This window comes from Sphingorhabdus wooponensis (genome assembly GCF_003933235.1).
Taxonomy (GTDB): Bacteria; Pseudomonadota; Alphaproteobacteria; order Sphingomonadales; family Sphingomonadaceae; genus Sphingorhabdus_B; species Sphingorhabdus_B wooponensis.
The window spans coordinates 294,855-317,208 of the sequence record NZ_RWJI01000002.1; the positions used below are offsets into that span (position 1 = coordinate 294,855).

13 protein-coding genes are annotated in these 22,354 nt (G+C 53.4%); 7 read left to right on the plus strand and 6 right to left on the minus strand.

The features are described 5' to 3' along the window. Window positions 1-347: 347 nt before the first annotated feature. Genes D7D48_RS09640 through D7D48_RS09650 form a run of 3 tightly spaced genes read right to left on the minus strand, consistent with a single transcriptional unit; the run spans window position 348 to window position 5,745 of the window. On the minus strand, window positions 348-3,395 hold the full coding sequence (locus D7D48_RS09640) for a TonB-dependent receptor domain-containing protein (RefSeq protein WP_125231198.1): 3,048 nt from the start codon (window positions 3,393-3,395) through the stop codon (window positions 348-350). Between the two features lie 11 nt (window positions 3,396-3,406). Next, window positions 3,407-4,363 (minus strand): alpha/beta hydrolase, encoded by a 957-nt coding sequence (locus D7D48_RS09645; RefSeq protein WP_125231199.1) that lies wholly within the window; start codon window positions 4,361-4,363, stop codon window positions 3,407-3,409. Beyond that, entirely contained in the window at window positions 4,360-5,745 is a 1,386-nt protein-coding gene (locus D7D48_RS09650) for a dicarboxylate/amino acid:cation symporter (protein ID WP_125231200.1), read from the minus strand. The genes D7D48_RS09645 and D7D48_RS09650 overlap by 4 nt, the downstream gene beginning before the upstream one ends. Before the next feature lie 1,321 nt (window positions 5,746-7,066). On the opposite strand from D7D48_RS09650, the gene D7D48_RS09655 reads away from it, so the two are divergent. Beyond that, window positions 7,067-8,443, plus strand: coding sequence for a cation:proton antiporter (locus D7D48_RS09655; RefSeq protein ID WP_125231201.1), 1,377 nt, complete (start codon window positions 7,067-7,069; stop codon window positions 8,441-8,443). Between the two features lie 30 nt (window positions 8,444-8,473). On the opposite strand, the gene D7D48_RS09660 is transcribed toward D7D48_RS09655, so the two are convergent. Next, window positions 8,474-9,979, minus strand: a complete 1,506-nt coding sequence (locus D7D48_RS09660) for a tryptophan halogenase family protein (protein WP_125231202.1) — start codon at window positions 9,977-9,979, stop codon at window positions 8,474-8,476. Window positions 9,980-10,133: 154 nt separating this feature from the next. Between D7D48_RS09660 and D7D48_RS09665 the strand changes: the two genes are divergently transcribed. Genes D7D48_RS09665 through D7D48_RS09680 form a run of 4 tightly spaced genes read left to right on the plus strand, consistent with a single transcriptional unit; the run spans window position 10,134 to window position 16,645 of the window. Beyond that, window positions 10,134-13,316 (plus strand): TonB-dependent receptor, encoded by a 3,183-nt coding sequence (locus D7D48_RS09665; RefSeq protein WP_245964430.1) that lies wholly within the window; start codon window positions 10,134-10,136, stop codon window positions 13,314-13,316. Between the two features lie 46 nt (window positions 13,317-13,362). Continuing rightward, window positions 13,363-14,379, plus strand: a complete 1,017-nt coding sequence (locus tag D7D48_RS09670) for a glycoside hydrolase family 16 protein (RefSeq protein ID WP_245964431.1) — start codon at window positions 13,363-13,365, stop codon at window positions 14,377-14,379. A gap of 3 nt (window positions 14,380-14,382) precedes the next feature. Continuing rightward, window positions 14,383-15,444, plus strand: coding sequence for a LacI family DNA-binding transcriptional regulator (locus D7D48_RS09675; RefSeq protein WP_125231204.1), 1,062 nt, complete (start codon window positions 14,383-14,385; stop codon window positions 15,442-15,444). Next, window positions 15,398-16,645 carry an MFS transporter gene (locus D7D48_RS09680; RefSeq protein ID WP_245964432.1) on the plus strand — a complete coding sequence of 416 codons (1,248 nt, stop codon included), beginning with the start codon at window positions 15,398-15,400 and terminating at the stop codon, window positions 16,643-16,645. Before D7D48_RS09675 ends, D7D48_RS09680 begins: the two co-directional genes overlap by 47 nt. Here the strand turns inward: D7D48_RS09680 and D7D48_RS09685 are convergent. Both D7D48_RS09685 and D7D48_RS09690 read right to left on the minus strand, forming a co-directional pair. Further along, window positions 16,642-17,919, minus strand: a complete 1,278-nt coding sequence (locus D7D48_RS09685; RefSeq protein ID WP_125231205.1) for a sugar MFS transporter — start codon at window positions 17,917-17,919, stop codon at window positions 16,642-16,644. The two genes, D7D48_RS09680 and D7D48_RS09685, sit on opposite strands and share 4 nt — an antisense overlap. A gap of 18 nt (window positions 17,920-17,937) precedes the next feature. After that, a complete protein-coding gene (locus D7D48_RS09690) occupies window positions 17,938-20,358 on the minus strand; it encodes a glycoside hydrolase family 3 protein (RefSeq protein WP_245964433.1) in 2,421 nt (806 codons plus the stop codon). A gap of 372 nt (window positions 20,359-20,730) precedes the next feature. On the opposite strand from D7D48_RS09690, the gene D7D48_RS09695 reads away from it, so the two are divergent. Continuing rightward, complete coding sequence (locus tag D7D48_RS09695; RefSeq protein WP_125231207.1) at window positions 20,731-20,940, plus strand: helix-turn-helix transcriptional regulator; 210 nt, start codon at window positions 20,731-20,733, stop codon at window positions 20,938-20,940. Between the two features lies 1 nt (window position 20,941). After that, complete coding sequence (locus D7D48_RS09700) at window positions 20,942-21,595, plus strand: hypothetical protein (protein ID WP_125231208.1); 654 nt, start codon at window positions 20,942-20,944, stop codon at window positions 21,593-21,595. The last annotated feature ends 759 nt before the right edge of the window (window positions 21,596-22,354 follow it).

Sequence of the window (22,354 nt, forward strand, 5' to 3'; positions counted from 1 at the left end):
GCCATTTGGGTGCATAACGATGCCGTGCGCCAAGGTAACGTACATGAACCGTAAGATTTCCGCCTTCCTCCGCGCTGTAGCGAAAGGCATACCATGGGCTGGGATTTATTGGCGGTAGATGTTCGGGTGTAACTAAAATTGAGAGCGTCCGTTCTCCCTCTACGAAACAAACAGAGCGAGACGCGCCCTCAAAATCAAATTTAACGCTAGCTTTCGCTGTACTGCAACCTGACAGCGTAGGTTTGGAATCAGATGATGCTGGGGAAGCGGGCGGCTGCGCATGTGCAACCGACCCGATTCCGATCCAAGCGGCGAGCGACAACAAAGTTCCTGCCCGCCGCATCACATTAAAACTTCTTGCGAAGTTCGACGTGGAAGACACGCCCGCGCGCTGTGTACAACTCGCTGTAGAAACCATAAGTTTCGTCTGCGAGCGGCGGATCCTTGTCGAACAGGTTGTTTATTGCGAATCTCAAACGTGTTCCGCTCAGCGCGGTATCGTTATCAATCGTATAAGAAACCGACAGGTTCGTAAGGAATTGGTCTTTCACTCTGTAGTAATTGGCATTTGGATTGTCGGATACCAACAGAATATCCCGGACGACACTGGTGTCCCATACCTTGCCCGTATACTGACCGAATAGGCCAATTTCTACAGGACCGCTCTCCCAGTTGACGGATCCACTTACCCGCCATTTGGGACGGCCATCGATTTCGAGCAATTCACCCAATCCGCCAACAGTAACGTCAGCCGGCAGTTTACCAGCAGCAATGCCGGCAAGCAGCTCTTCGCCGTCAACGCCAGCTGACTGAACAAAGCTTTTCAATCTTGCGGCGTTCAGGCGAAGACGGAACTGCCCGATCCCAAAATCTGGAACCTTGTAATTCATACCAATGTCCCAACCCTTTGACACGCGGCTGTCGAGGTTCAGATAAGGGTCAAGCACCTGCACAATCTTACCTGCTGGGGTGAGGCCAGTGCCGGTGAACAACGCAATGTCATCCGCGGTCGGGGCGGCACGGATAACATTTGGATTGGTGCTGCCACCAAGACGACGCAGAAGGTCAAGCGCAATCGCGTTGTCGTCACCAAATGTGCCTACCAAGGCGGTCTGCTTGACCTGCCAATAGTCTGCGGTCAGCGTCAGCCCCGGCATAAACTTTGGTTCCAATACGATACCAAGGTTGATGCTCTCGCTATCTTCCGGCTTGAGGCTACGCGCGCCCGAACGGAAGCTAATCACACCAGCCCCTGGACAGGCGTCCAGGCTCGATAAGAGACCTTTGCGGACCTGTGCCTGGCAAACCACGAAATCGTCGCGGGTATTGGACCGGGTCGTGCCGTCGTCGTTGACTTGCACCAGGTTAGGCGCGCGGAAGCCTTGCGACCATGCGCCCCGGAATGTCACGCCGGGAATGGTGGTCCATGATGCGGCAACGCGCGGAACCACTGCGGTAGCGTCGATATCTTCAAAGCGCTCAATCCGTCCAGCCATCTGAACGTTGAAGTCCTCAACCAACGGGATATTCATGTCGCTGCTGACCACAGGAACGAATAGTTCCGCAAAAGCCGAATAGACTGTGCGCGTTCCATCAGTGTCTGGCGATGGGCTGGTGCCCGCGACGTCACTACCGTTGAATACGCCCGTTACGCTATCGGTGAATGTTATTGTGCCATCCAGCCGTGCATCGCGATCATCATAAAAGGTTTCGCGTCGCCATTCGACACCCGTCGCGACACCAAGATTTCCAGCAGGCAACACAATCAGGTCATCGCGGCTGATCTTGAAATCGGCGAGCGCCAAGCTGGTGCCGCCCACACGAGACACATTAATGCGGAACGTGTCGATAACCGATGCTGGGTTCGGGGTACAATCGCCTTGGCCGGGATCTTCGATGCAGCCACCGTTGAACGGATTATAGGCATCAGATGTAGTCCGATTGATAGATTGCTGCATGGCAGTAAGAGAAACGCGGTTGGTTTCGAGATCGGTGACCTTTGACTCCGAATAGACAAAGCCGGTGTCAAACTCCCAAGCGCCGAAATTGCCGCGGAGACCGCCAACAAGCCGGTATGCGTCCTTGTCAACAAGCACAGTGCGGTTGCCAGCATCGACAAAGCGATACCGCTCCATTATGACATCAGCGCCAGTACTGGGGATAGTTGTGCCAGGTAGGCGGTTGGGATTGGCTACGCCAGAGACTGTCGTCGGACCAAAGGGGTTCCAATAGGCGTTACGCGAAATGCCGACCGGTACCGCGCTAAGAATAGCGGATGCATCATTAAGGCGTTTATTTTCAGACCGATAATAGCTGCCTTCAAAATATGCTTCCACACTGTCGCTCAGTTCATAGTTCAACAATGCCATGGCGTTGTAGCGGTCCTTGCCACTGATAAGCGTGTTGCCAAATATGGTGTTATAACGCACCGCCGTCGTTGGCGTTTCCCCGTTACGAGCACAGATACCATTACGGAAATCCATACGGCAGCCAGTGAATGAACTTGGCTGCAGATAGAAGTCATCGTCATTTATTGGAGTGCGGCTATTAGGAGACGTTTGAATGTCGAATTGCCCAAACGGCCCGAACGTGTTGCGGTTGTTGAACGAAGCTTCCCCTTCGAAATCTGTTCCCACCAGCAATCGCGTGCGATCATCGTCGCGCGAATAATCCCGTTTTTGCGCGCCAAGCCCATTTTCATGAAAATGGCCGCCATACACTGTCAAATTACCGCGGCCGCCGCCAAAATCAAAGCCGAGCCCTCCATTGATAGAATAGCTGTAAAGGCTGGTGCCGTCAGAGGCGCGCCAGTCGGCCTCCAAAAATCCGCCCTTCATATTGCCCTTGAGCACAGTGTTAATGACGCCTGCAACTGCGTCGGCCCCGTAAATTGCGGAAGCGCCGTCGCGCAAAACTTCGATCCGGCGTACGCTGCCAGGTGCAATTTCGTTGGTGTCCGGGCTGACAACGGGAACTAATAACTCCGTTTGAAAGCCGGGATGCAAGTTCATCCGGCGGCCATTCATCAGCAACAAGGTATTGCCCGTTCCTAGGTCGCGCAGGTTTACCGAACCGACGTCGCCACGCACATTGTTTTGCGTAGTGGCGTTTTGCTCATTGAAGGCAACGGTTCCAGCCTGCGGAATGGAGCGGAACAACTCGTCACCTGACGATGCGCCTGTATTCTCAATCTGCTGTTCGTCGAGCACAGTTACCGGTAGAACGTCATTAATCTGCGCGCCTTGAATTTGCGAACCGGTAACGACGATTGTCGCCTCCATATCCTCGGTAGACTGGACCGCAGGAGTGGTCGCATCCTGTGCGTGCGCCATAGTTGCAGTCATTAGCCCTGTCGTGCTGAGCAGCGCCAGCTTTCGGAACAATCTAGTTGCCATCTTCATTCTCCCTATTTTTCTTCTGATGTTTTTAGTAAACTAAACCACTTTATGAACATTTGTGGCCATTGGCTCAATATCTGATCGGGTCGGCCAAGACCCCAGCCATGTCCTCCGTCTCGAAACAGGTGCAGTTCTGCCGAAGCTCCAGCAGCATTAAGCTTTTCAAAAAGCATGATGCCATGGCCTGGCGGCGTCGTCTTATCATCGGCTGATGCAAATATAATCGTCGGCGGCGCGGCGGCGCTAGCATATGTGTCGAGCGACCAAGCATTCTCAGCCTCAGCGCTGGGCGTTTCGCCGATGATTTCACGCCGTGTGCGCGTTGTATCATAGGGCTTCCGGAGGGAAACGACTGGAAACAGCAGTACCGAGAAATCGGGTCTGGCGCTGACTTTCTCATATGTGTCCGACCCGGCATAAAGCTGTCGTGGCGGCTGTAGTGCAGTAAACCCGGCGAGGTGCCCGCCTGCAGAAAAACCCATAATGCCGATTTGCTTTGGATCGATGCCGAACTCTGGTGCTCTGGTGCGCACGATCCGCATTGCCCGTTGTGCGTCCATAAACGGGACGGATGCATCCCATCCGTCGTTTGGCAGACGGTAAAGCAACTCGAAAACTGTAAAGCCGCGCGCTTGCAGCCAAAGGGCAATTGGCGTGCTTTCCTTCCTCAACTGAATACGGAAATAACCTCCACCGCCACACACGACAACAGCCGCTCCGTTTGTCTTTTCCGGCCGATAGACGCGCATACGGGGCACCGAGATATTTGACAGTGCACCCAATCCTGCGCCCGCTTCGCCGACCTTTTCCGGACCGGTCACCCCACCCTGGCCAGGCGGCTTGCCGGGCCATAATAGGATTTCTTCGCGCTCTTCAGCAAACGCGGGCATTAAGCTGCCCAATTGTACGGCGCCAAACGCCGACAGCGCGGCAAGGTTTTGCAGCAAGGTACGTCGCGCAATCATAACGGCTCGTTCAATGCCTCTGCCAAAGCTTCGCTGCGCGGCCCGCTGCGTTCATGTCGTTCGATATCTTCTTCGGGCAACGGCATGGGTGCCCCCGCCATCGCAGCGGCCAAACGCTCGGTATCCAGCGCACCTTCCCAGCGTGCGACTACAATCGTCGCTACGGCGTTGCCGATGAAGTTGGTCAGCGCGCGGCATTCGCTCATGAACCGGTCGATACCCAGTATCAGCGCCATGCCTGCTACGGGCACAGATGGCACGACCGAAAGCGTTGTCGCAAGGATCACAAATCCTGCACCTGTAACGCCAGCAGCGCCTTTTGAACTAATCATTGCAACCAAAACCAAGGCCAATTGTTCGGACATGGAAAGATCTATGCCCACGGCTTGGGCGATAAACAAAGCGGCCAACGTCATATATATATTAGTGCCATCGAGGTTGAAGGAATAGCCGGTAGGTACAACCAAGCCCACTACCGATTTCCGTGCGCCAGCAATTTCCATCTTCTCCATTAAGCTGGGAAGTGCTGCTTCGGAAGACGATGTGCCAAGCACCAGCAAGAGTTCTTCACGCAAATAACGGATCATCTTAAAAATGGAGAACCCGGTGAAATATGCAACAGCGCCAAGCACGACGACCACGAACAGGAGCGAGGTAAGATAGAAAGTAGCCACTAGAGCTGCGAGGTTAGCAAGTGAGGCGATACCGAATTCGCCAATCGTGAACGCTATCGCTCCAAACGCCCCGATTGGAGCCAACTTCATTAACATGTGAACGAGCTTGAAAATCACCGCATTGAATGAGGCGAGGACATCAAGCACCAAATCGCTATGGGGGCGCGTAGCAGACAGCGCGAGCCCGGTCAGTATAGCGACAAGCAGCACTTGCAGTATGTTGCCGCTGGTCATGGCGCTGAATAAAGTCTCTGGAATTATATTGAGTACAAAGCCAGCAATTGTCTGCCCCTCTGATGTCTTGGCATAATCTGCTACTTTGCTGGCATCAAGCGAGGCAGGATCAATATTTAGGCCAGCACCGGGCTGTACGATATTGCCGACCACAAGACCGATAATCAGTGCAAGCGTCGAGAAGAAAAAGAAATAGGCAAATGCCTTTCCCGCCACACTGCCGACAGCCGACAAATCGCGCATACCGGAAATCCCCGTTGCAACGGTGAGGAAAATAACGGGCGCGATGATCATTTTGACCAACTTAATGAAGCCATCACCAAGCGGCTTTAAGGCAGAACCGATATCGGGATAGAGATGCCCTAACAATGCACCGAGGAAGATGGCTAATAGCACTTGCACATATAACTGCCGCCAAATCGGCAACTTGGATGGCGTATCTGCTTTGATCGATGTCGGGGTCGTAGCCCGCATATTTGCTGCTTTCTCTCGCCAGCTCAATTTACAAGCGGCGAAGTAAGATAAGAAGGAGGATAGCACAAGCTTGATTTTACTCTGTTGAGAGCAGACCGGCTAATGATGGGTTCCCGGCAAATCGGCGAGACGACATAATGAAGCTAGTTCGTCATATTCTGCGTCAAATGGAAGCTGAACTCATATTGTAGCATCGCAGGATGTCCGACGATGTCTGATGAACAAATTGAGGTATATTATGTTCGGTGACGGCTCGGCAATGCCCATCGGGGCAAGGGATTTTGACGAGCTTTTTGCAACCGCTCTGTCGTTAATTTATGCTTTCTACTTAATAGCGCTCAGTCCGCTACTGGCCCAGAAGCCGCCATGACACCTGATCAAGCACGAGGACCGATTAGGCTGTCAGCCAAAATAGACTGTTCGAATTTGAACGCTGGCGAACGGTGTTCGACGCCAACGGCTGTTCCCGGGCAAATGCGATTTTTCTAAGGTTTGGGATTGCGCGTACCATTCCCAGGGCTGAACACCAAGATGAGCGCAATACCAATCGCGCAAACCGGCCGTGCCGCATCCCCGGCCGACTTAAACACTGAATTTCTATGATTTTTGCGTGGGCGCTCCAATCAGAACGCTCATAACAACGCAGGCTGCAACCCCGCTTTGGGTAGCAAAGGCGGTATCACCTAAAGCATTGAAATCATTGGAGCGGGCGAAGGGATTCGAACCCTTGACCCCAACCTTGGCAGGATTCTGCTCTATGAAATTTCCGTTCTAGATCAGCTTTTTATAAAGCTCTTGAAAAATCCGAACACGATCCGAACATTTGCAGCGCAATTTGCTCAGAAGGCTTTGTGCTTAATGTATTAGCGGCAGCTTTGCGCCCAATATACGTCATTAAGATTAGCATGGGATGGCACCAAAAGGGGACATACAATTCCTGATCTGGTTGACACCCTCGAAATCCGCTGAATGGTTAATGCAGGCCTTTGAAGGCCTATCAGTTGAATCTTTGATCGAGGCAGGATGAGTTTTGCGCAAGCAACTGACGACCAAAATTGGGTAACTGCCAGCACCTGGGACCGATCTGGCGGCAGAAGTGATGCCGGAAAGGGCGGGCGCTTTAGCGTGCGTGGAAGACGGCCGTTTCCTTCTAAAATAGAAGTGGCCGGATTACTTTTCTACCAAAATAGCAAAATTATGCTCTATGCGCTGCTACCGCAATCGTGTCATGGGTTACCCTGCGGCAACGTTTCCGGTCCACAAATGGTCAATATAATTGCAGCCACCTATAAGCGCTTCATATCCATGGAAAGGGAAGGGTATGTTTTCTGAAATGCTAGAAAGCGCAATAGATACGCTCTCCAAAGTGCTGGATCCCAACGGTCCTGCTCAGGCCGCGACTGCAAGTAGCTTCACGCCAACAGATTTTAGCGTCCACTTCTTTTTGCAGTTAGCTATCATCATATTAACCTGCCGGATTGTCGGCAAACTGGGCCAAAAGTTTCTTGGTCAACCTCAGGTTGTTGGTGAAATGATCGCGGGCGTGATCCTCGGTCCATCATTATTTGGCTATTTTTTCGCGGATGCACAGGCCGCGGTTTTCCCCGGACCGACTAAAAACGTGCTATATTCTGGCGCACAACTTGGGGTCGGTTTGTACATGTTCTTGGTCGGCACAACGTTGCAACTGGACCATTTCAAATCCAAAGCAAAGAGCGCGATAAGCGTGTCGTTAGCTGGCATCGTGGTGCCGTTTTTGATTGCAATATGGCTAACCCCATGGCTGCTGACCGTTCCGGGTCTATTTACACCGGGAATTTCGCAATCAAGTGCGACTTTGTTCATGGGCGCCTGCATCGCGCTGACCGCGTTTCCGATGTTAGCGCGCATCATTAACGAACGAGGGCTAGCGAAAACGGCGCTCGGCACATTGTCGCTTGCCGCCGGTGCATTTGACGACGCTGTATCTTGGTGCGTGCTGGCAGTGGTGCTGGCAACCTTTGGCGCGGGCCCCGGCGTTGCCGTTCTCGCAATAGGTGGCGGGCTGCTTTATGCCACGTTTATCATCCTGTTTGGTCGTAAAATTTTCGCGCCGCTTGGCCGGATAGTCGAGCGCGAGGGCGAAATGAGCATGACTGTGCTTGGCATAACCATCGCTGCATTCTGTCTGTCCGCGTTCATCATGGACGCAGTTGGCATCCATGCAATTTTCGGCGGCTTCATTCTGGGGGTTGTTATGCCGCGGGGCCTTTTCGTTGAAGAGTTAAAGAAGAAAGTTGAGCCGCTTGCCGTCGTTCTATTGCTGCCGATGTTCTTTACCTATTCTGGGCTCAACACGCGTATGGATATGGTCAACACGATTCCGTTACTGCTGATCGCACTGGTCATTCTGGCGGGATCAATCGTCGCCAAATTTGGTGCGTGCTATGTCGCCGCGCGGGTTGCTGGCGAAGACAATCGCACCGCATTGGGTATCGGGGCTCTGATGAACTCGCGTGGTTTAATGGAACTCATCATCATCAACATCGGCCTGCAAAAAGGCATAATCGGACCGACATTATTCTCAATGCTGGTGTTAATGGCGATTGTCACCACGATGATGGCAAGCCCATTGTTTGAGTTGGTGTACGGCCGAAAAGCCCGCGAAACAGGCGAGCTCAGGGCACTGGGAAAAAAGGATGCGGCTCTGGCCGATTGAACCCCGGTTTGATTAGGGAAATTGCCTTTTTCATGCAGGGGCGGGGCAATATCGGTTCAGATATTCGCCATGTGACGGCATGTGCTGGACCACAAACTGGATCGATTTTTCCATTTCGTCAATTTCGCGCCGTGTATTTGGTTCTCTCACCGCGTCTGCCATGGCGTTGTGCCCGCCCATCTTGATACCCTGCCCCATCATGACCGCAGCCCAGCTGGTTTCGGTAAATAGCTCGTCATCTTCGCGGAATATTTGGCCGTTTTGACGGAAAAGCTCGACCTTCTCGGTGAGGCTGTCGGGTACAGGCATGTTGCGGCAATAGTTCCAGAACGGACTGTCGTCACGCGTTGTGCTGTTATAATGAAGGATAAGGAAATCGCGGATGCGCGCATATTCCTTGCCGGTCAGGCGATTGAACGCGTCTTCTTGCGCTTGCGTCACCCCATCAAGAGACAGCAACGCAATCAGCTTGTTAATCCCCGTATTCACAAGGTGCAGCGAGGTGGATTCAAGCGGCTCCATAAAGCCCGATGCCAGACCAAGCGCGACAACATTCTTGTTCCAAAACTTTTTACGTCGACCTGTCACAAAGCGCAGGAAATTTGGCTCGGCGCCGGGTTTCCCAGCGATGTTGTTGACCAGAATGCTATGTGCCTCATCATCAGACATATATTCATTGCAATAGACATGGCCGTTGCCGTTGCGGTGCTGCAACGGAACCTGCCATTGCCATCCCGCCGAATGAGCGGTTGCGCGGGTATAGGGCAATGGTCCACTGCCATCTTCTCGAAAGCATGGCAGTGCTACCGCGCGGTTGCAGGGCAGATAATTGGACCAATCGTCATAACCCGTTTTCAGCGCCTGTTCGATCAACAGGCCGCGGAAGCCAGAGCAATCAATAAACAGATCGCCCTTCAACACGTCGCCATTTTCCATGGTCACCGACGATACAAAACCACTTTCATTGTCTAATGTGACATCAGAAATCTTTCCTTCACGGCGGACAACGCCACGCGTTTCTGCATAATTGCGCAAATATCGGGCGTAGCGTCCAGCATCGATATGATAGGCGTAGTTAACGGGCGGCAAATCGTCGCGTTGATAATCTTCCGTTCGTGCAAAGCGCCCGAAATGCGCTGCCATTGTTTCGACGTTGAAAACCTGAATGGGGCGCTTGTCGCCCGCTTGCTGATATTTGTGCCACACATGGTGAAATGAAATGCCATCGACCTGATAGCCATAATTGCCAAAGGGGTGGATATAGCTGTCGCCAATCTTGCCCCAGTTTACGAACTGAATCCCCAGCTTGAAACTGCCTTGGACCATGGAGAGCAGGTCGCGCTCGTCAATTTCGAGCAAACGGTTAAAGTCCAGAAACGGAGGTATCGTCGCCTCGCCAACACCGACAGTTCCGATCTCTTCCGATTCGATAAGCGTAATCGCCACGGGACGACCCGCGCGAAGACGGGACAGCGCAGCAGCGGCCATCCAACCCGCTGTTCCGCCGCCCACGATGATGATGTGATCGATGGCCATCAGACTTCTCCCGTAAACATCCTGGGTAGCCTTATAGACGAAAACTGCAAATTGTGAACGTTCATTTTATCTCTTGTGAACGCTCTCAATTGTGGATATGTGTTATGATAAAGGGGGAGCTTATATCCTCCGAATCGACATCAGGGAGGATCATTTGGCACGCAAATCTTTATTCGGAGCATCGCGATCGCAACGCCTTGCTGTTTTGACAACCGCTTCCAGTATTGCGCTATGTGCAGCGCAGCCTGTTTTTGCACAGACCGTTGATCAGTCTGATGATGCGGCTGAAGCTGCCGAAGCTGAAGACGTAATTATCGTTAGCGGTTTCAAAAAATCTTTAGCCGACTCTCAGAGCTTAAAACGCGATTCTGATACTTTTGTTGATGTCATCACATCCGAAGATATCGGCGCGCTCCCAGATCGCTCTGTTGCAGAAGCATTGCAGCGCGTTCCCGGTGTAAACATCTCACGTTTTGAGCAACGCAATGACCCTGATCGATTTTCGGTTGAAGGCTCAGGCGTTATCATCCGCGGATTGCCATATGTTCTGTCCAACCTGAATGGCCGCGAAATCTTCTCGGCCAATGGTGGGCGAGAGCTGTCGTTTAATGACGTTTCGTCTGAGTTGTTGGGCCGAGTAGAAGTTTTCAAAAACTCGACGGCTGACATGTTGGAAGGCAACATTTCAGGCTCGGTCAATCTTGTGACGCGCAAGCCACTCGACAAACCTGGCTTTCATGTCGCTGGCGCGATTGAAGGCAATTATGGTGACATGGCCAAAAAATGGTCGCCGGGTTTTTCCATTCTGGGATCAAATACATTTGAGTCCGACATCGGTACCTTCGGCTTGCAACTCGCCTATAGCCAGTCCGAACTGGCCACCCGCACCGATGCATCGCAAATTACCGATCCTTGCTATCGTGACCGCTCACTCACTGCAGCATGTATCCGCGTCCGTCCGGTCGGATCTGGCGGTTTTGGTAGTGGCACGCCTTTGAACGCATCCAACTTTCCGCCAACAAATTCGGTTTTTGTACCGAAAGGTGCCGGCGTTCGCACAACCGACCTAAACCGTGATCGCAATTCATTTTCGGCAGTAGGGCAGTGGGAAAGCAATGACGGTCGTGCCGAGGTTACCGTTGAATATCTGCGTGCATCAACCAATGCTACACTGAATGAATATGCCGTGCTGGCTTTGGTCAATGACGACGCGCTGTTTCCAGTGCTCGCACCAGGCACAACTGCAATTTATGATGACAACCAATTCGTTGCAGGTACACTCACGCAATCCTCCGGCGGTGTCAGCGGAATTCCTACCGAATTGCTGCGCTTCCAGCGTGAAGATACAGCAAAGACTGAAGATTTCTCTGCTCATATCAAGTTGAGCCCGACCGACCGGCTGCGCTTCAACTTTGAAGTGCAGCACATCAAATCGGACCGCACCGAAGATGGTTTTATCTCAGCGATGCAGACCTATGCCGATTTGCGTATCGACAACCGTGGTAGCACGCCGCTCGTCGAGTTTTTGAAACCTGGGCTCGCTACATCACCGTCGAGCTATTTCAATGACCCGAGTAAGACATTTTACTGGTTCCTCATCGACAATCAGGTGAAGAATGACGGTGCATTGACCAGCATGCGCGCTGATGCTGAATATGACGTCAGTGATGACGGCTTTTTCAAAAAAGCCCGTTTTGGCGCACGTTGGGGTGATCGCAACCGCGTAACGCGCAGCGCAAATTTCTCGAACTGGGGTAATCTGGGTGCGCCATGGACTGGACGCGGCGGTAATTGGAACTGCGGAGATTACCAGGCATTCGGCTGTGGCGGTGCTTATGTTCGCGACTTCCCGAACTCGGCTAATTTGCGCAACCCATTTGGCGATAGCTTCCAGCGTGGAAATGCGCCGGTTCCGCTTGGGGATGGCTCTGCCTTCTTCTTCGGCGGTGATAATATGGTCGCTGACTATCTGAGCGGCGCCATCCGGACGCAGGCGAGTGCAATTACAAGCTCAACTCTGACGCCCAATGCATGGTTCCCGATTTCAGCACGTTCAGCCAATCTTCCCGGTGGCCCATGGACCGCTGGTGAAATTTCCGACGTCGAAGAAAGCACGTCTGGTGCCTATGCACGCGTCGATTTTGGTACTGATTTTGGTGGCGCAACACTCAGCGGCAATATCGGCATGCGTTATGTCAGCACCAATGTGAGAAGTGGTGGGTCTTTCAGCCTGCCGACGCCTGAGTTCTTCGACAATAACGGCAACCGTGATGGCATCGTCCAACTGGCAGAAGTGCAGGGCTCATGCGCCTTTATTCTCGCCAATAACATCACGCCGGTGCCCGGCTATTGCGGATTGTCAGCAGCCCGCCAAGCCACATACGCGTCGTTGTTTACAGGTGAGGTCATTTCCGATCCGCTCAACATCCGCTACACAAACTGGCTGCCAAGCTTCAACGCCAAGGTTGATTTCGGCAATGGTGTTTTGGTGCGTGGCGCTATCTCTAAGGGCATTTCCCGGCCAGATCTATCGGCGTTTACATCGGGTGGCGGTGCCTATGACAACACCAACAATCTGCGCGCCGGTGGGCTTTTGGCCACTGGTCCGTTGCTTGCTATCAATACGGGCAACCGCTTCCTTCGTCCTGTTGAATCGGTAAACTATGACCTTTCATTCGAATGGTATTGGGCAAATATTGGTTCGTTGACGGTATCCGGTTTCGTTAAAGACATTTCGAACATTGTGAATAGCGGCGCTATCGTTCGTCCCTTTGTCACACCAAAGGGCGTCAACACCGATATTCTGTTCAACACACCTGTGAACAGCGACGGCGGAACACTAAAGGGCGTCGAAATCGCGTATCAGCAAGCCTATGATTTCCTACCGGGCCTATTGAGCGGCTTGGGTGCTGGTCTGACCTACACTTATGTGGACGCAGGTGATTTCAACAACGCTTCGCTTGGTTCAGAACAGAGCCCGCTTTCGGGCGGTCTGCCTTTGGCCGGGGTATCGAAACATACAATCAACGCCGTCGGATTTTATGAAAAGGGTCCGTTGTCGTTCCGCTTAGCATATAATTGGCGGTCTGAATTTGTGCAGACACCCCGCGATGTCATCTTCCCGTTCTCGCCAATTTACGGCGAAGCGACAGGCCAGCTTGACGGGTCAATCTTTGTCTCTGTGACCAAGCAATTGAAGCTCGGCATTCAGGGTGTGAACTTGCTTGATGAAGTCACTCAGACATCACAAGTGATCGATTTTGACGGCACCCGCGCGACCCGCTCGGCGTTCCGGAACGATCGACGCTTCACTTTCCTTGCTCGATTTGAATTCTAACACTTAAATATCAGTGTTGCGAAAAAGCGGACCCTGGTCATATGACTTGGGTCCGTTTTTCTTTCAGTTTGCTTCTCAGGAGAAACCTATGCAGTCCAAAATTGCTTTGCTTGGCGCTATGATCGGCTTGACGGCTGGCTGGACAACAGCAGCTAAAGCACAAGCTTCAGAAGATGGCTGGAGCCTTGTCTGGGCTGAAGAGTTTGATGGCACCAAATTGGACCGCAAAAAATGGAAACCTGAAATATCCTGCTGGGGCGGCGGCAACCAAGAACGGCAATGCTACACGGATCGTCCCAAAAATATTAAGGTAGCCGATGGCAATTTGCATTTAATGGCGCATAAAGAAACGTTTACTGGTCCAGATCTGCCCCCTGAATTCTCGAATAAGCCTTATCCGCAGAAGACGCAGGAATATACGTCCGGCAAAATACGAACCCTCGGTATTTCAAGCTGGAAATACGGAAAAATCGAATTTCGTGCGAAGCCACCAAAGGGACAAGGAACCTGGCCGGCGGTATGGATGATGCCCGCTAACAACGTCTATGGCGGATGGCCGCTGTCGGGCGAAATCGACATATTAGAAGGCGTTAATCTTGGAGCTACTTGCGACACATGCAAAGGTGGCGTTGGGGAAAACCGCATGATTAGTGCTATCCATTTTGGTGACTACGCACCGAAAAACAAATTCCATGATACGCGTGTGGCTTTGCCTTCCAACGCCTTACCTTCGGACGAATTCCATATTTGGACACTCGAATGGGGTGAGGGTGTGATGCGTTTCTATCTTAACGGCCGGCAATATTGGGAACGTACAAGCGCTGATTGGGAAACAGCCTCGCCATTGGCGAAATCAAATCCCGTTGCGCCTTTTGACCAGCCCTTCTACATCATGGCCAACCTTGCCATTGGTGGTGGTCTGTCCGAGAAGAATAACGATAAAGGGGTTGCAGCGAATGTAACACCAGCTGCGTTTTTGATTGACTGGATCCGCATCTACCAATGCAGCAGCGATAAAGAAAAAGGTCTGGCCTGCATGCAGGACGGCAAAGAGAGTAAGTAAGTTATGGCGAGACGCCGCCAGGCCGTCACTATTAAACATGTCGCAGCCGATGCGGGGGTTTCCCTGCAAACGGTAAGCCGCGTCATAAATAATGAGCCGAACGTCCGGCCTGCCATGCAGGAGCGGGTGCAGGCGTCTATTGATAAGCTTGGCTATGTCCCATCCATCGCCGCGCAACGGATGAGCGGATCACGGTCGTACCTGATCCTTGCCATTAACGACCGGGAACGCACAATTGCCGATTGGCGGAACCGCCAAGGGTCGGACTGGGTAGACCAAATGCTTTTCGGCGGCATGCTGAAATGTGCCGAACATGGATACCGGATGATCTTTGAACTGGTCGATACCCACAATGATCATGTCGAGCGCGAATTGGGTGCAGCGATTGCCGCGCTGCAGCCAGACGGCGTCATCCTGACGCCACCCCACTCTGAAAACCCGCTCATCACCGGATTTCTTGCCAAACGCAAAATCCCCTTCGCCCGCATCGGATCGGTCACATCAGGGCCGGGAATAGCGATGACGATGGATGATGAGGGCTCGGCCCGACGTGCGACGGAACATCTCATCGCGCTTGGCCATAGCAGGATCGGTTTCATTGCTGGCCCCAAGGAATATGACCTGTCCAACTGGCGTATCGACGGGTGGCGTGAAGCGATGACCAGTGCCGAGCTTTCCTGCGATGCGTTATGCGTCAGAGGCGATTTTGGATATGATAGCGGTGGGCTGGCCGCCAACGCGTTGCTCGATTTGAAAGATCCGCCCACGGCGATCATTGGCAGCAACGACCAAATGACGCTTGCCGCTTTGGATGCAGCCAAGGCGCGTGGCTTACACATTCCCGGCGATCTATCCCTTATCAGTTTCGACAATACGCCCGTTGTGCGTTTTACTGTGCCCGAACTCACTGCTGTTGATCAGCCTATTGCCGCAACCTTTTCGAAGGCGGTGGAGCTATTGATTACCAATGGTGATGCGCTTGTGCCGCATCAACCTGTTGTCATTGAAGGCAGCCTTATTGAGCGAAGCAGCACCGCACCACCGTCTGCACATGGTCGCGCCTAAATCTGCGGGCAGCAGCCGGCAGTCGGCAAGGTTCATGTATTTGTACGCGCTCGCCGTATCCGGGGGCGCCGTCGCCTATATGCCGTTTCTGACGATATTGCTGCCGCTGCGCGCGACCGACATCTCCGGCAATGGCGCCCTTGGCATGTTGGCGATCGCGGCCTTTCTGGGCGCTGTAGCCGCAAGCGTGGCCAATATTGCCTTCGGATGGGCCAGTGACAAAACCGGCGCACGCCGCCCGTGGATATGCGCCGGATTAGCCATATCAACGGCTTTGCTGCTCATCACCGCTTATGCAAAGAGCCCGGCGGCGATGATTGCCATCATCATAGTCTGGCAAATTGGCCTGAACATGATGCTTGCGCCCTTAACCGCGTGGGCCGGTGACACTATTCCCGATACCCAAAAGGGCTTTCTTGGCGGTCTATTGGCGCTCGCGCCCAGTATGGGCGCGCTTTCAGGCGCATTTGTGACCATGAACGATGCTGTTCCGTCGCAGCACCGTGAAATCATTGTCGCGATATTGGTGATGGCCATGGTCAGTCCGGTGCTGATTTTTGGCAGACCGATATCGATGCCGGGGCTGAACGCCGCGCCGACGGATCAAACAATCGATGGGGAACAGAACGCCGAAACACGGCGCGCCGCCGTTAAAATGTGGATTGCGCGGTTATTGATCCAAATTGCGGAAGCGTCATTATTTGCGTTTCTTATTTTATGGTTCCGCAGCGTCGATCCTGATTTCGGCGAAAATAATGCCGCGAATATCTTTGCGCTTGTTCTGGGTACGGCTGTATTTTTAACATTAGCTGTCGGCCGCTGGTCCGACAGTGCAAACAGCCCCATTCTCCCGCTCATTTGTGGGGCAGCGGCAGCAGCGGCCGGACTGATCATCATGTCGGTTTCGTCATCTTTACCGGTCGCCATCGCCGGCTATGTGGTCTTTGGCTTGGCGAGCAGCCTTTTTCTAGCGTTGCACTCAAGCCAGACTTTGAGGGTGCTCCCCCGTCCACATACGCGTGGGCGGGATTTGGGCATTTTCAACCTGACGAACACCGTGCCGTCGCTCATCATGCCATGGCTGACGCTGGCTTTGGTGCCCAATTATGGTTTTGGCAGCCTGTTTCTGTTGTTAGCGGTGCTGGCGCTCATTGCGTGCCTGTTATTGGCAACAATGCCGCGCCAGCATGCGCGCGATTAGGCAGGCTTGCGCGCGTATATACCGAATGCCGCGATGATCGCATAGCAAAGCATGGGTAGCGTGAACGCTATGGCGAGACTTCCGGTCACGTCAGCGATGATGCCCGTGAGCAGCGGAATAACAGCGCCGCCGACGATGGCGACGTTGATGATGCCAGAACCATCGGCAGCACGTGACCCCAGCTTTTCACATGCCAGCGTGAAGATCGTCGGGAACATGATCGCATTGGTCAGGCCGACGGCCAACAAGGCATAGCCAGAAACTTCGCCCGTGCTTTGTGTGGAAAAGACCAGCAGTGCAATTGCGGCCACCGATACAGACGCCAGCACCTTGCCCGGGCTAAGCACACGCAGCACCGCAGAGCCGATGAAGCGGCCCACCATGGCACCGCCCCAATATAGGCCAATAAGCTTGCCGGCATCCTGCTCGGGCAGAGCCATGACATGATCTTGCATCAAATAATTGACGATGAGCGAGCCAATCGCAACTTCGGCACCGACATATAGAAAAATGCACAAAGCACCGAAACCGAAACGAGGCCGCTTCAACAAGTCGAGGCCAGCCAAGCCTTCGCTCGCTTCATGCTTCTCGCCTTTCAGCGCATCGCGAAACAGCCATACCACTGCGGCAACAATCGCCAGTGCCACTGCAATACCCAAATAGCCGTTCACAATGGCTTGGCTCTCTGCAGTGCGATAAGCGTCAAGCTCCACACCGGATAGTTGGTCAGCGGTTACCGTCGCGAGGCTGCCGAGGATAAGTATCGAACCAACGATCGGGAAAACAGTGGTGCCAAGCGAATTGAACGCCTGTGCAAAGGTGAGGCGGCTATGCGCCGTGGCAGGTTTACCAAGCATGGAGATCAACGGGTTGGAAACCACTTGGACAATGACCACACCGCTTGCCAATACAAACAATGCCAGCAGAAATACGCCATAGGTCGCGGTTTGGCTCGCTGGAATGAACAACAGACAGCCAGCCATCATCGTCAAAAGGCCGGCAACCGCGCCGCGCATATAGCCGATTTTCTTCACGAGCCGCGCGCCGGGAATGCCGATGACAGCATAAGCGGCAAAGAAGCAGAACTGCACAAGCATCGCTTGCGTATAATTGAGCGTAAACAGCTCCTTTAACTTCGGGATGATAACGTCATTTAGGCTTGTGATGCCGCCGAAGATGAAGAACAACCCCATCACAAACAATTGCAATTGCGGTGCGTCGATATGGGTATCGCCATTATCTGCTGACGCAGATGCGCCGGGTGCCAATGCCATCTTCTCTCTCCCTTGGTTTTAGCGCGTTTTGCCGGGGCAGGCCGCGCCTTTTTTTGTTGTTTCGATATGAACGTTGCGAATTGTCGCAATAAGGCCCTTCACCGCCTGCACACGTATGGGGGAACCGACAGCGTCAAACTTCGCACCAGCTGCAGCAAAGCAACGCAGCGGAATGCGGGTTTGTGTGGGCACCCCTGTGGGCAGCGCGCGCATCGTGGTGTGTATATCTAGCGCAGCACCGCTAAATGACAGCATAACTGGCCCGGTCGCTGGCTGATCAATTCGCCAGTCGATGAGCAGCGACCAGTCTTCCTTCAACGGCTTGCTCAAATCGACAGCAGGTCCATTGACAACGAAAGCGCCATCTGCGTTCCAAGTGAATTGGCGCGCATCTTCCTGCGCGGACATATCAACGGCCCGCGCACTAATCGAACCGTCCATCTGCAAATTCCAAGGTGCGGGCACCTTGCCACGGACGAAATATTGGGTGGCGATGGTCAGCGATGACATATCTACGCGTGGGTCTTCGTTAACTGGAGCAAGCTTGCTCGATTGCGCGTAATTCAGACCATAACCTATTGGAAAAAGAGGCGTATCAATCGGTGAGCGTGCGTCCTCTGGCCAATTGAAAGGCAAGCGTCCGGTGAAGTCACGCAATGGCTTTCCGTTTGCGCCAGCGACCAACACATCGGCGACACCACGGCCTTGCGTGCCCGGCAACCATGCCGCCACAAAAGCGTCGGCTTGGTTGATAAGCTTGCCGGCAAACATGGGCCGTCCCGAAAGGAACAGGACCACCACAGGAATATTCTGTGCTTTAAACCGCGCGATCATTTCCTCTTCGGCAGGCTGGGGCCGGAATGCGAGGTTGGGCACATCGCCTTCAAACTCGGCATAAGGCTTTTCGCCCAGGACAATGATCGCCACATCGGGCTTTTTTTCAAACATGCCCGTTGCCGAAATATTGGCCGTGCCGCCGCCTGTTTTAACCGCCTCTGAAATCGCACGGCCAATCGTCTGGCCATTGGTGAAATCGGCGGCAGTGGTGTCCGTGCCTTGCCAGCTAATTGTCCAGCCGCCGGCCTGCATCGCCATATTGTCCGCGCCGGAACCGGCAATCAGGACATTGCTGCCATTGCGAATGGGCAGAACGCCGTCATCATTTTTGAGCAGCACCAGTGATTTTGACACCGCCTCACGCGCAAGATCGAGATGCTCTTGCTTGCCAACCAAAGAGGTTTGCCCCCGCACAGTCGGCGCATCGCCCATGAGGCCAAGCTTGTATTTCACGCGCACGATTCGCCGCACGGCATCGTCCAACCGCGCGGCTGGAATGCGGCCCTCACGCACAGCACTAAGCGTTGACGCGAACAATCCCTTCCAACTGTCAGGCGCCATGAACAGGTCAAGCCCGGCATTAATGGCCGCAGCGCAGTCGGTCGCAGAGCAGCCCGCGACTTGGCCATGGCCATTCCAATCGCCAACAACCAGTCCGGCAAAGCCCATCCGATTTTTCAAGACATCGGTCAGCAGAGAGGCATTGCCATGATGCTTCACCCCGTTCCAGCTTGAGAAGCTGGCCATAACGGTGAGTGCGCCTGCATTGATAGATGCGGGGTAACCCTGCGCATGTTTTGCGACCAGTTCGGATTCGCTAATCTGGGCATCGCCTTGGTCGCGGCCGTCCATGGTACCACCGTCCGCAAGGAAATGTTTGGCAGTTGCGGCAACATGCGTGGCGTCCAGCGGCGCACCTGCAACAAGATTGCCTTGCAAACCGATGGTCATCGCACCGGCATAAGCCGCAATCAATGCAGGGTCGGAGGAATAGCCTTCATAGGTTCTGCCCCAGCGCAAATCTTGCGGTGCGGCGAGCGTTGGCGCAAAAGTCCATTCAATCCCGCTGCCTGAAATCTCTGCCGCCGTGGCTTTACCAATGCGTTGGATGAGGTCGACATCACGGGCCGCGCCCAGTCCGATATTATGCGGAAAGATGGTTGCCTGTGGCAGGTTTGAATGCCCGTGCACCGCATCGACGCCAAATAAGATAGGTATACCAGCGCCTGATGTACGTGATGCATCGCGAAATGCGGTCACCAATTGCGCCCATTTTGCAGCGTCGGCGCGCTCGTCGCCATAAGGTCCGGAATTGCCGCCCGCAAGGATCGAGCCAAGCGGATATTGCTTTAGATCCTCAGGCGTGATCGCGCTGATGTCGGCCTGTATTATTTGGCCGACCTTCTGTTCCAACGTCATTTTTGAAATCAACGCCGTTATCGCGTCTTCGGTTTTTTTATCGGTAATCGCCGCAGGACTTTGGGCCATTGGCCAGTTGGCAACATTTGCAGTAGTCGTAGCAGAAGGCGCCGCCGGCTTCGCAGTCACTGGGTGCGTAACCGCAGAAACACATCCCGCCGACACGAAGGCCATCAGTGCCATCGATCCCCTTAACCGCATCAAACCCACTCCAGAACTTCGTTGTGAACGTTATCAGGATTTGATGGCAGCAATGGTGGGAGAAATCAAGCGTCATGATAGCGCCGCTCAGCCAAAAACGGACAGTCTGCATCCGGCTCAATTTCGGTCATTACACCGAAGCGAATAAGGTGGTCGCAACAGCGGCAGCTTTCAGGCGACCGCCACCACTTTCTTAACGACGACATTTGGGTGGGCAGCGGACGGTTCGTTATAAGGACATCGAAACCAATAGCAGCAGCCACCGACCAAGCATCCGATCTTTCGCAGATGACAAGAGTTCTTGACAGGCAAATGTTCGAACTGTAAAGAACTCTTGTCACCAAGGAGTTCGCGTTGGAAAACCGTTTGAAAGACTATCGCGAGGCAGCTGGGTGGAGCCAAGGTGAATTGGCCCAGCAGCTGGGTGTGTCGCGGCAGACAATAAACGCCGTTGAAACTGACAAATATGACCCCAGCCTTCCGCTCGCTATGCGGATGGCGAAATTGTTTGTCTGCCAAGTGCCGGACATTTTTATCGACCATTGGGAAGCAGAAAGGAATTAAGATGACCATCAAGAAAAGCGCGGCATCGGAAGTGAAAATGCAACGGGGTCGCAAACTGGCTTTCCAATTGATTGTTGGTGGCTTGGTTGGCGGACTTGCCAGCTATTTTGGCTTGGGCCTACTAGGTGCTAAAAATATGGCAGGCGACCAGTTGGCTGTCGGCGCTGTTGGCCTCATCTATTTGTTGATGGGCGTAATCTGCGGTTTTGGCTTGATGGCGCCCAAATTAGGGGCCAGCATTCTAAATGTTGAGGACGCAGACGAAATCCGCGACCAGAGCCGCATTTTGAGCGGATCAGCAATTTGCATGATCGCATTGGGGGCGGCGTTGATGCTGATAACCATGGCCGGACCGGATGGGCCAATATCGCGTTCAGCGGCCATGGGCGGATTGCTCGCTGCGCTGGCGCTGTTGATTGCAATATCTATCCGCGATTGGAAATTTTATGACGAGATGTTGTTGCAGCTTAGTCGCGATGCTGGAAGTATTGCCTTTTCTGGCGTTGGTTTAGTAACCCTGATATGGGGATCTGCATCATGGCTAGGGCTTGTTACAGCGCCAACGCCCCTTGCGATGATTACACTAACATCGGGGGGATTTTTGATGGCCATCTTTGTCGCCAGCGCCCGAAAAGGGTTAATGCAGCCACGCTGAGTTATTGGAGTAGTTAAAGGCCTACCCCAAGGTCCGCTTTTGGGTCGAAACCGGAAAGTCCGCTTTGCGCGTTCGTCGAGCCGAAAGCAGACAGCCAGCTCCCGGCCCAGAATCTGCCATGGCCCCTAATCAAGGACGACAGCCGATTAGGCTTTCCGCCAAAATAGCCTGTTCCAATTGGAACGCTGGCAAACAGTGTTCGACGCCAACGACTCTTCCCGGGCAAATAGGACTTTTGTGGGGTTTGGGATTGCGCGGACCGGTCCCAAAGCGTTACGGATGATCTCGCTCATCCGTTTTTAGGAGCGAGCTGAACACAGAAATGAGCTCAGTGCCAATCGCGCAAACCGGCAATGCCCCATCCAAGGCCGACTTAAACGCTGAATTTCCAGGATTTTTGAACCGGCGTTCCAATTAGAACGATCATAAAAACGCACGCTGTAGCCACGCTTTGGGCTGCAAAGGCGATATCACCTAAGTCATTGAAATAATTGGAGCGGGCGAAGGGATTCGAACCCTCGACCCCAACCTTGGCAAGATTCGGCTCTTTGAAATTTCCGTTCTAAATCAGCTTTTTATAAAGCTCCTGAAAAATCCGAACACGATCCGAACATTCTCCGCGCAGTTTGCTCAAAGAGCTTTGTGTCCCTATGAGCGGATATTGTTCCAGCAAGATTGCTATGATTGCGTTTTACGACGTTCTGCACCGTCCGCTTTGAAGGCCAAAGACCCAGCGATTTGCCATTCCTTTTGATAGAA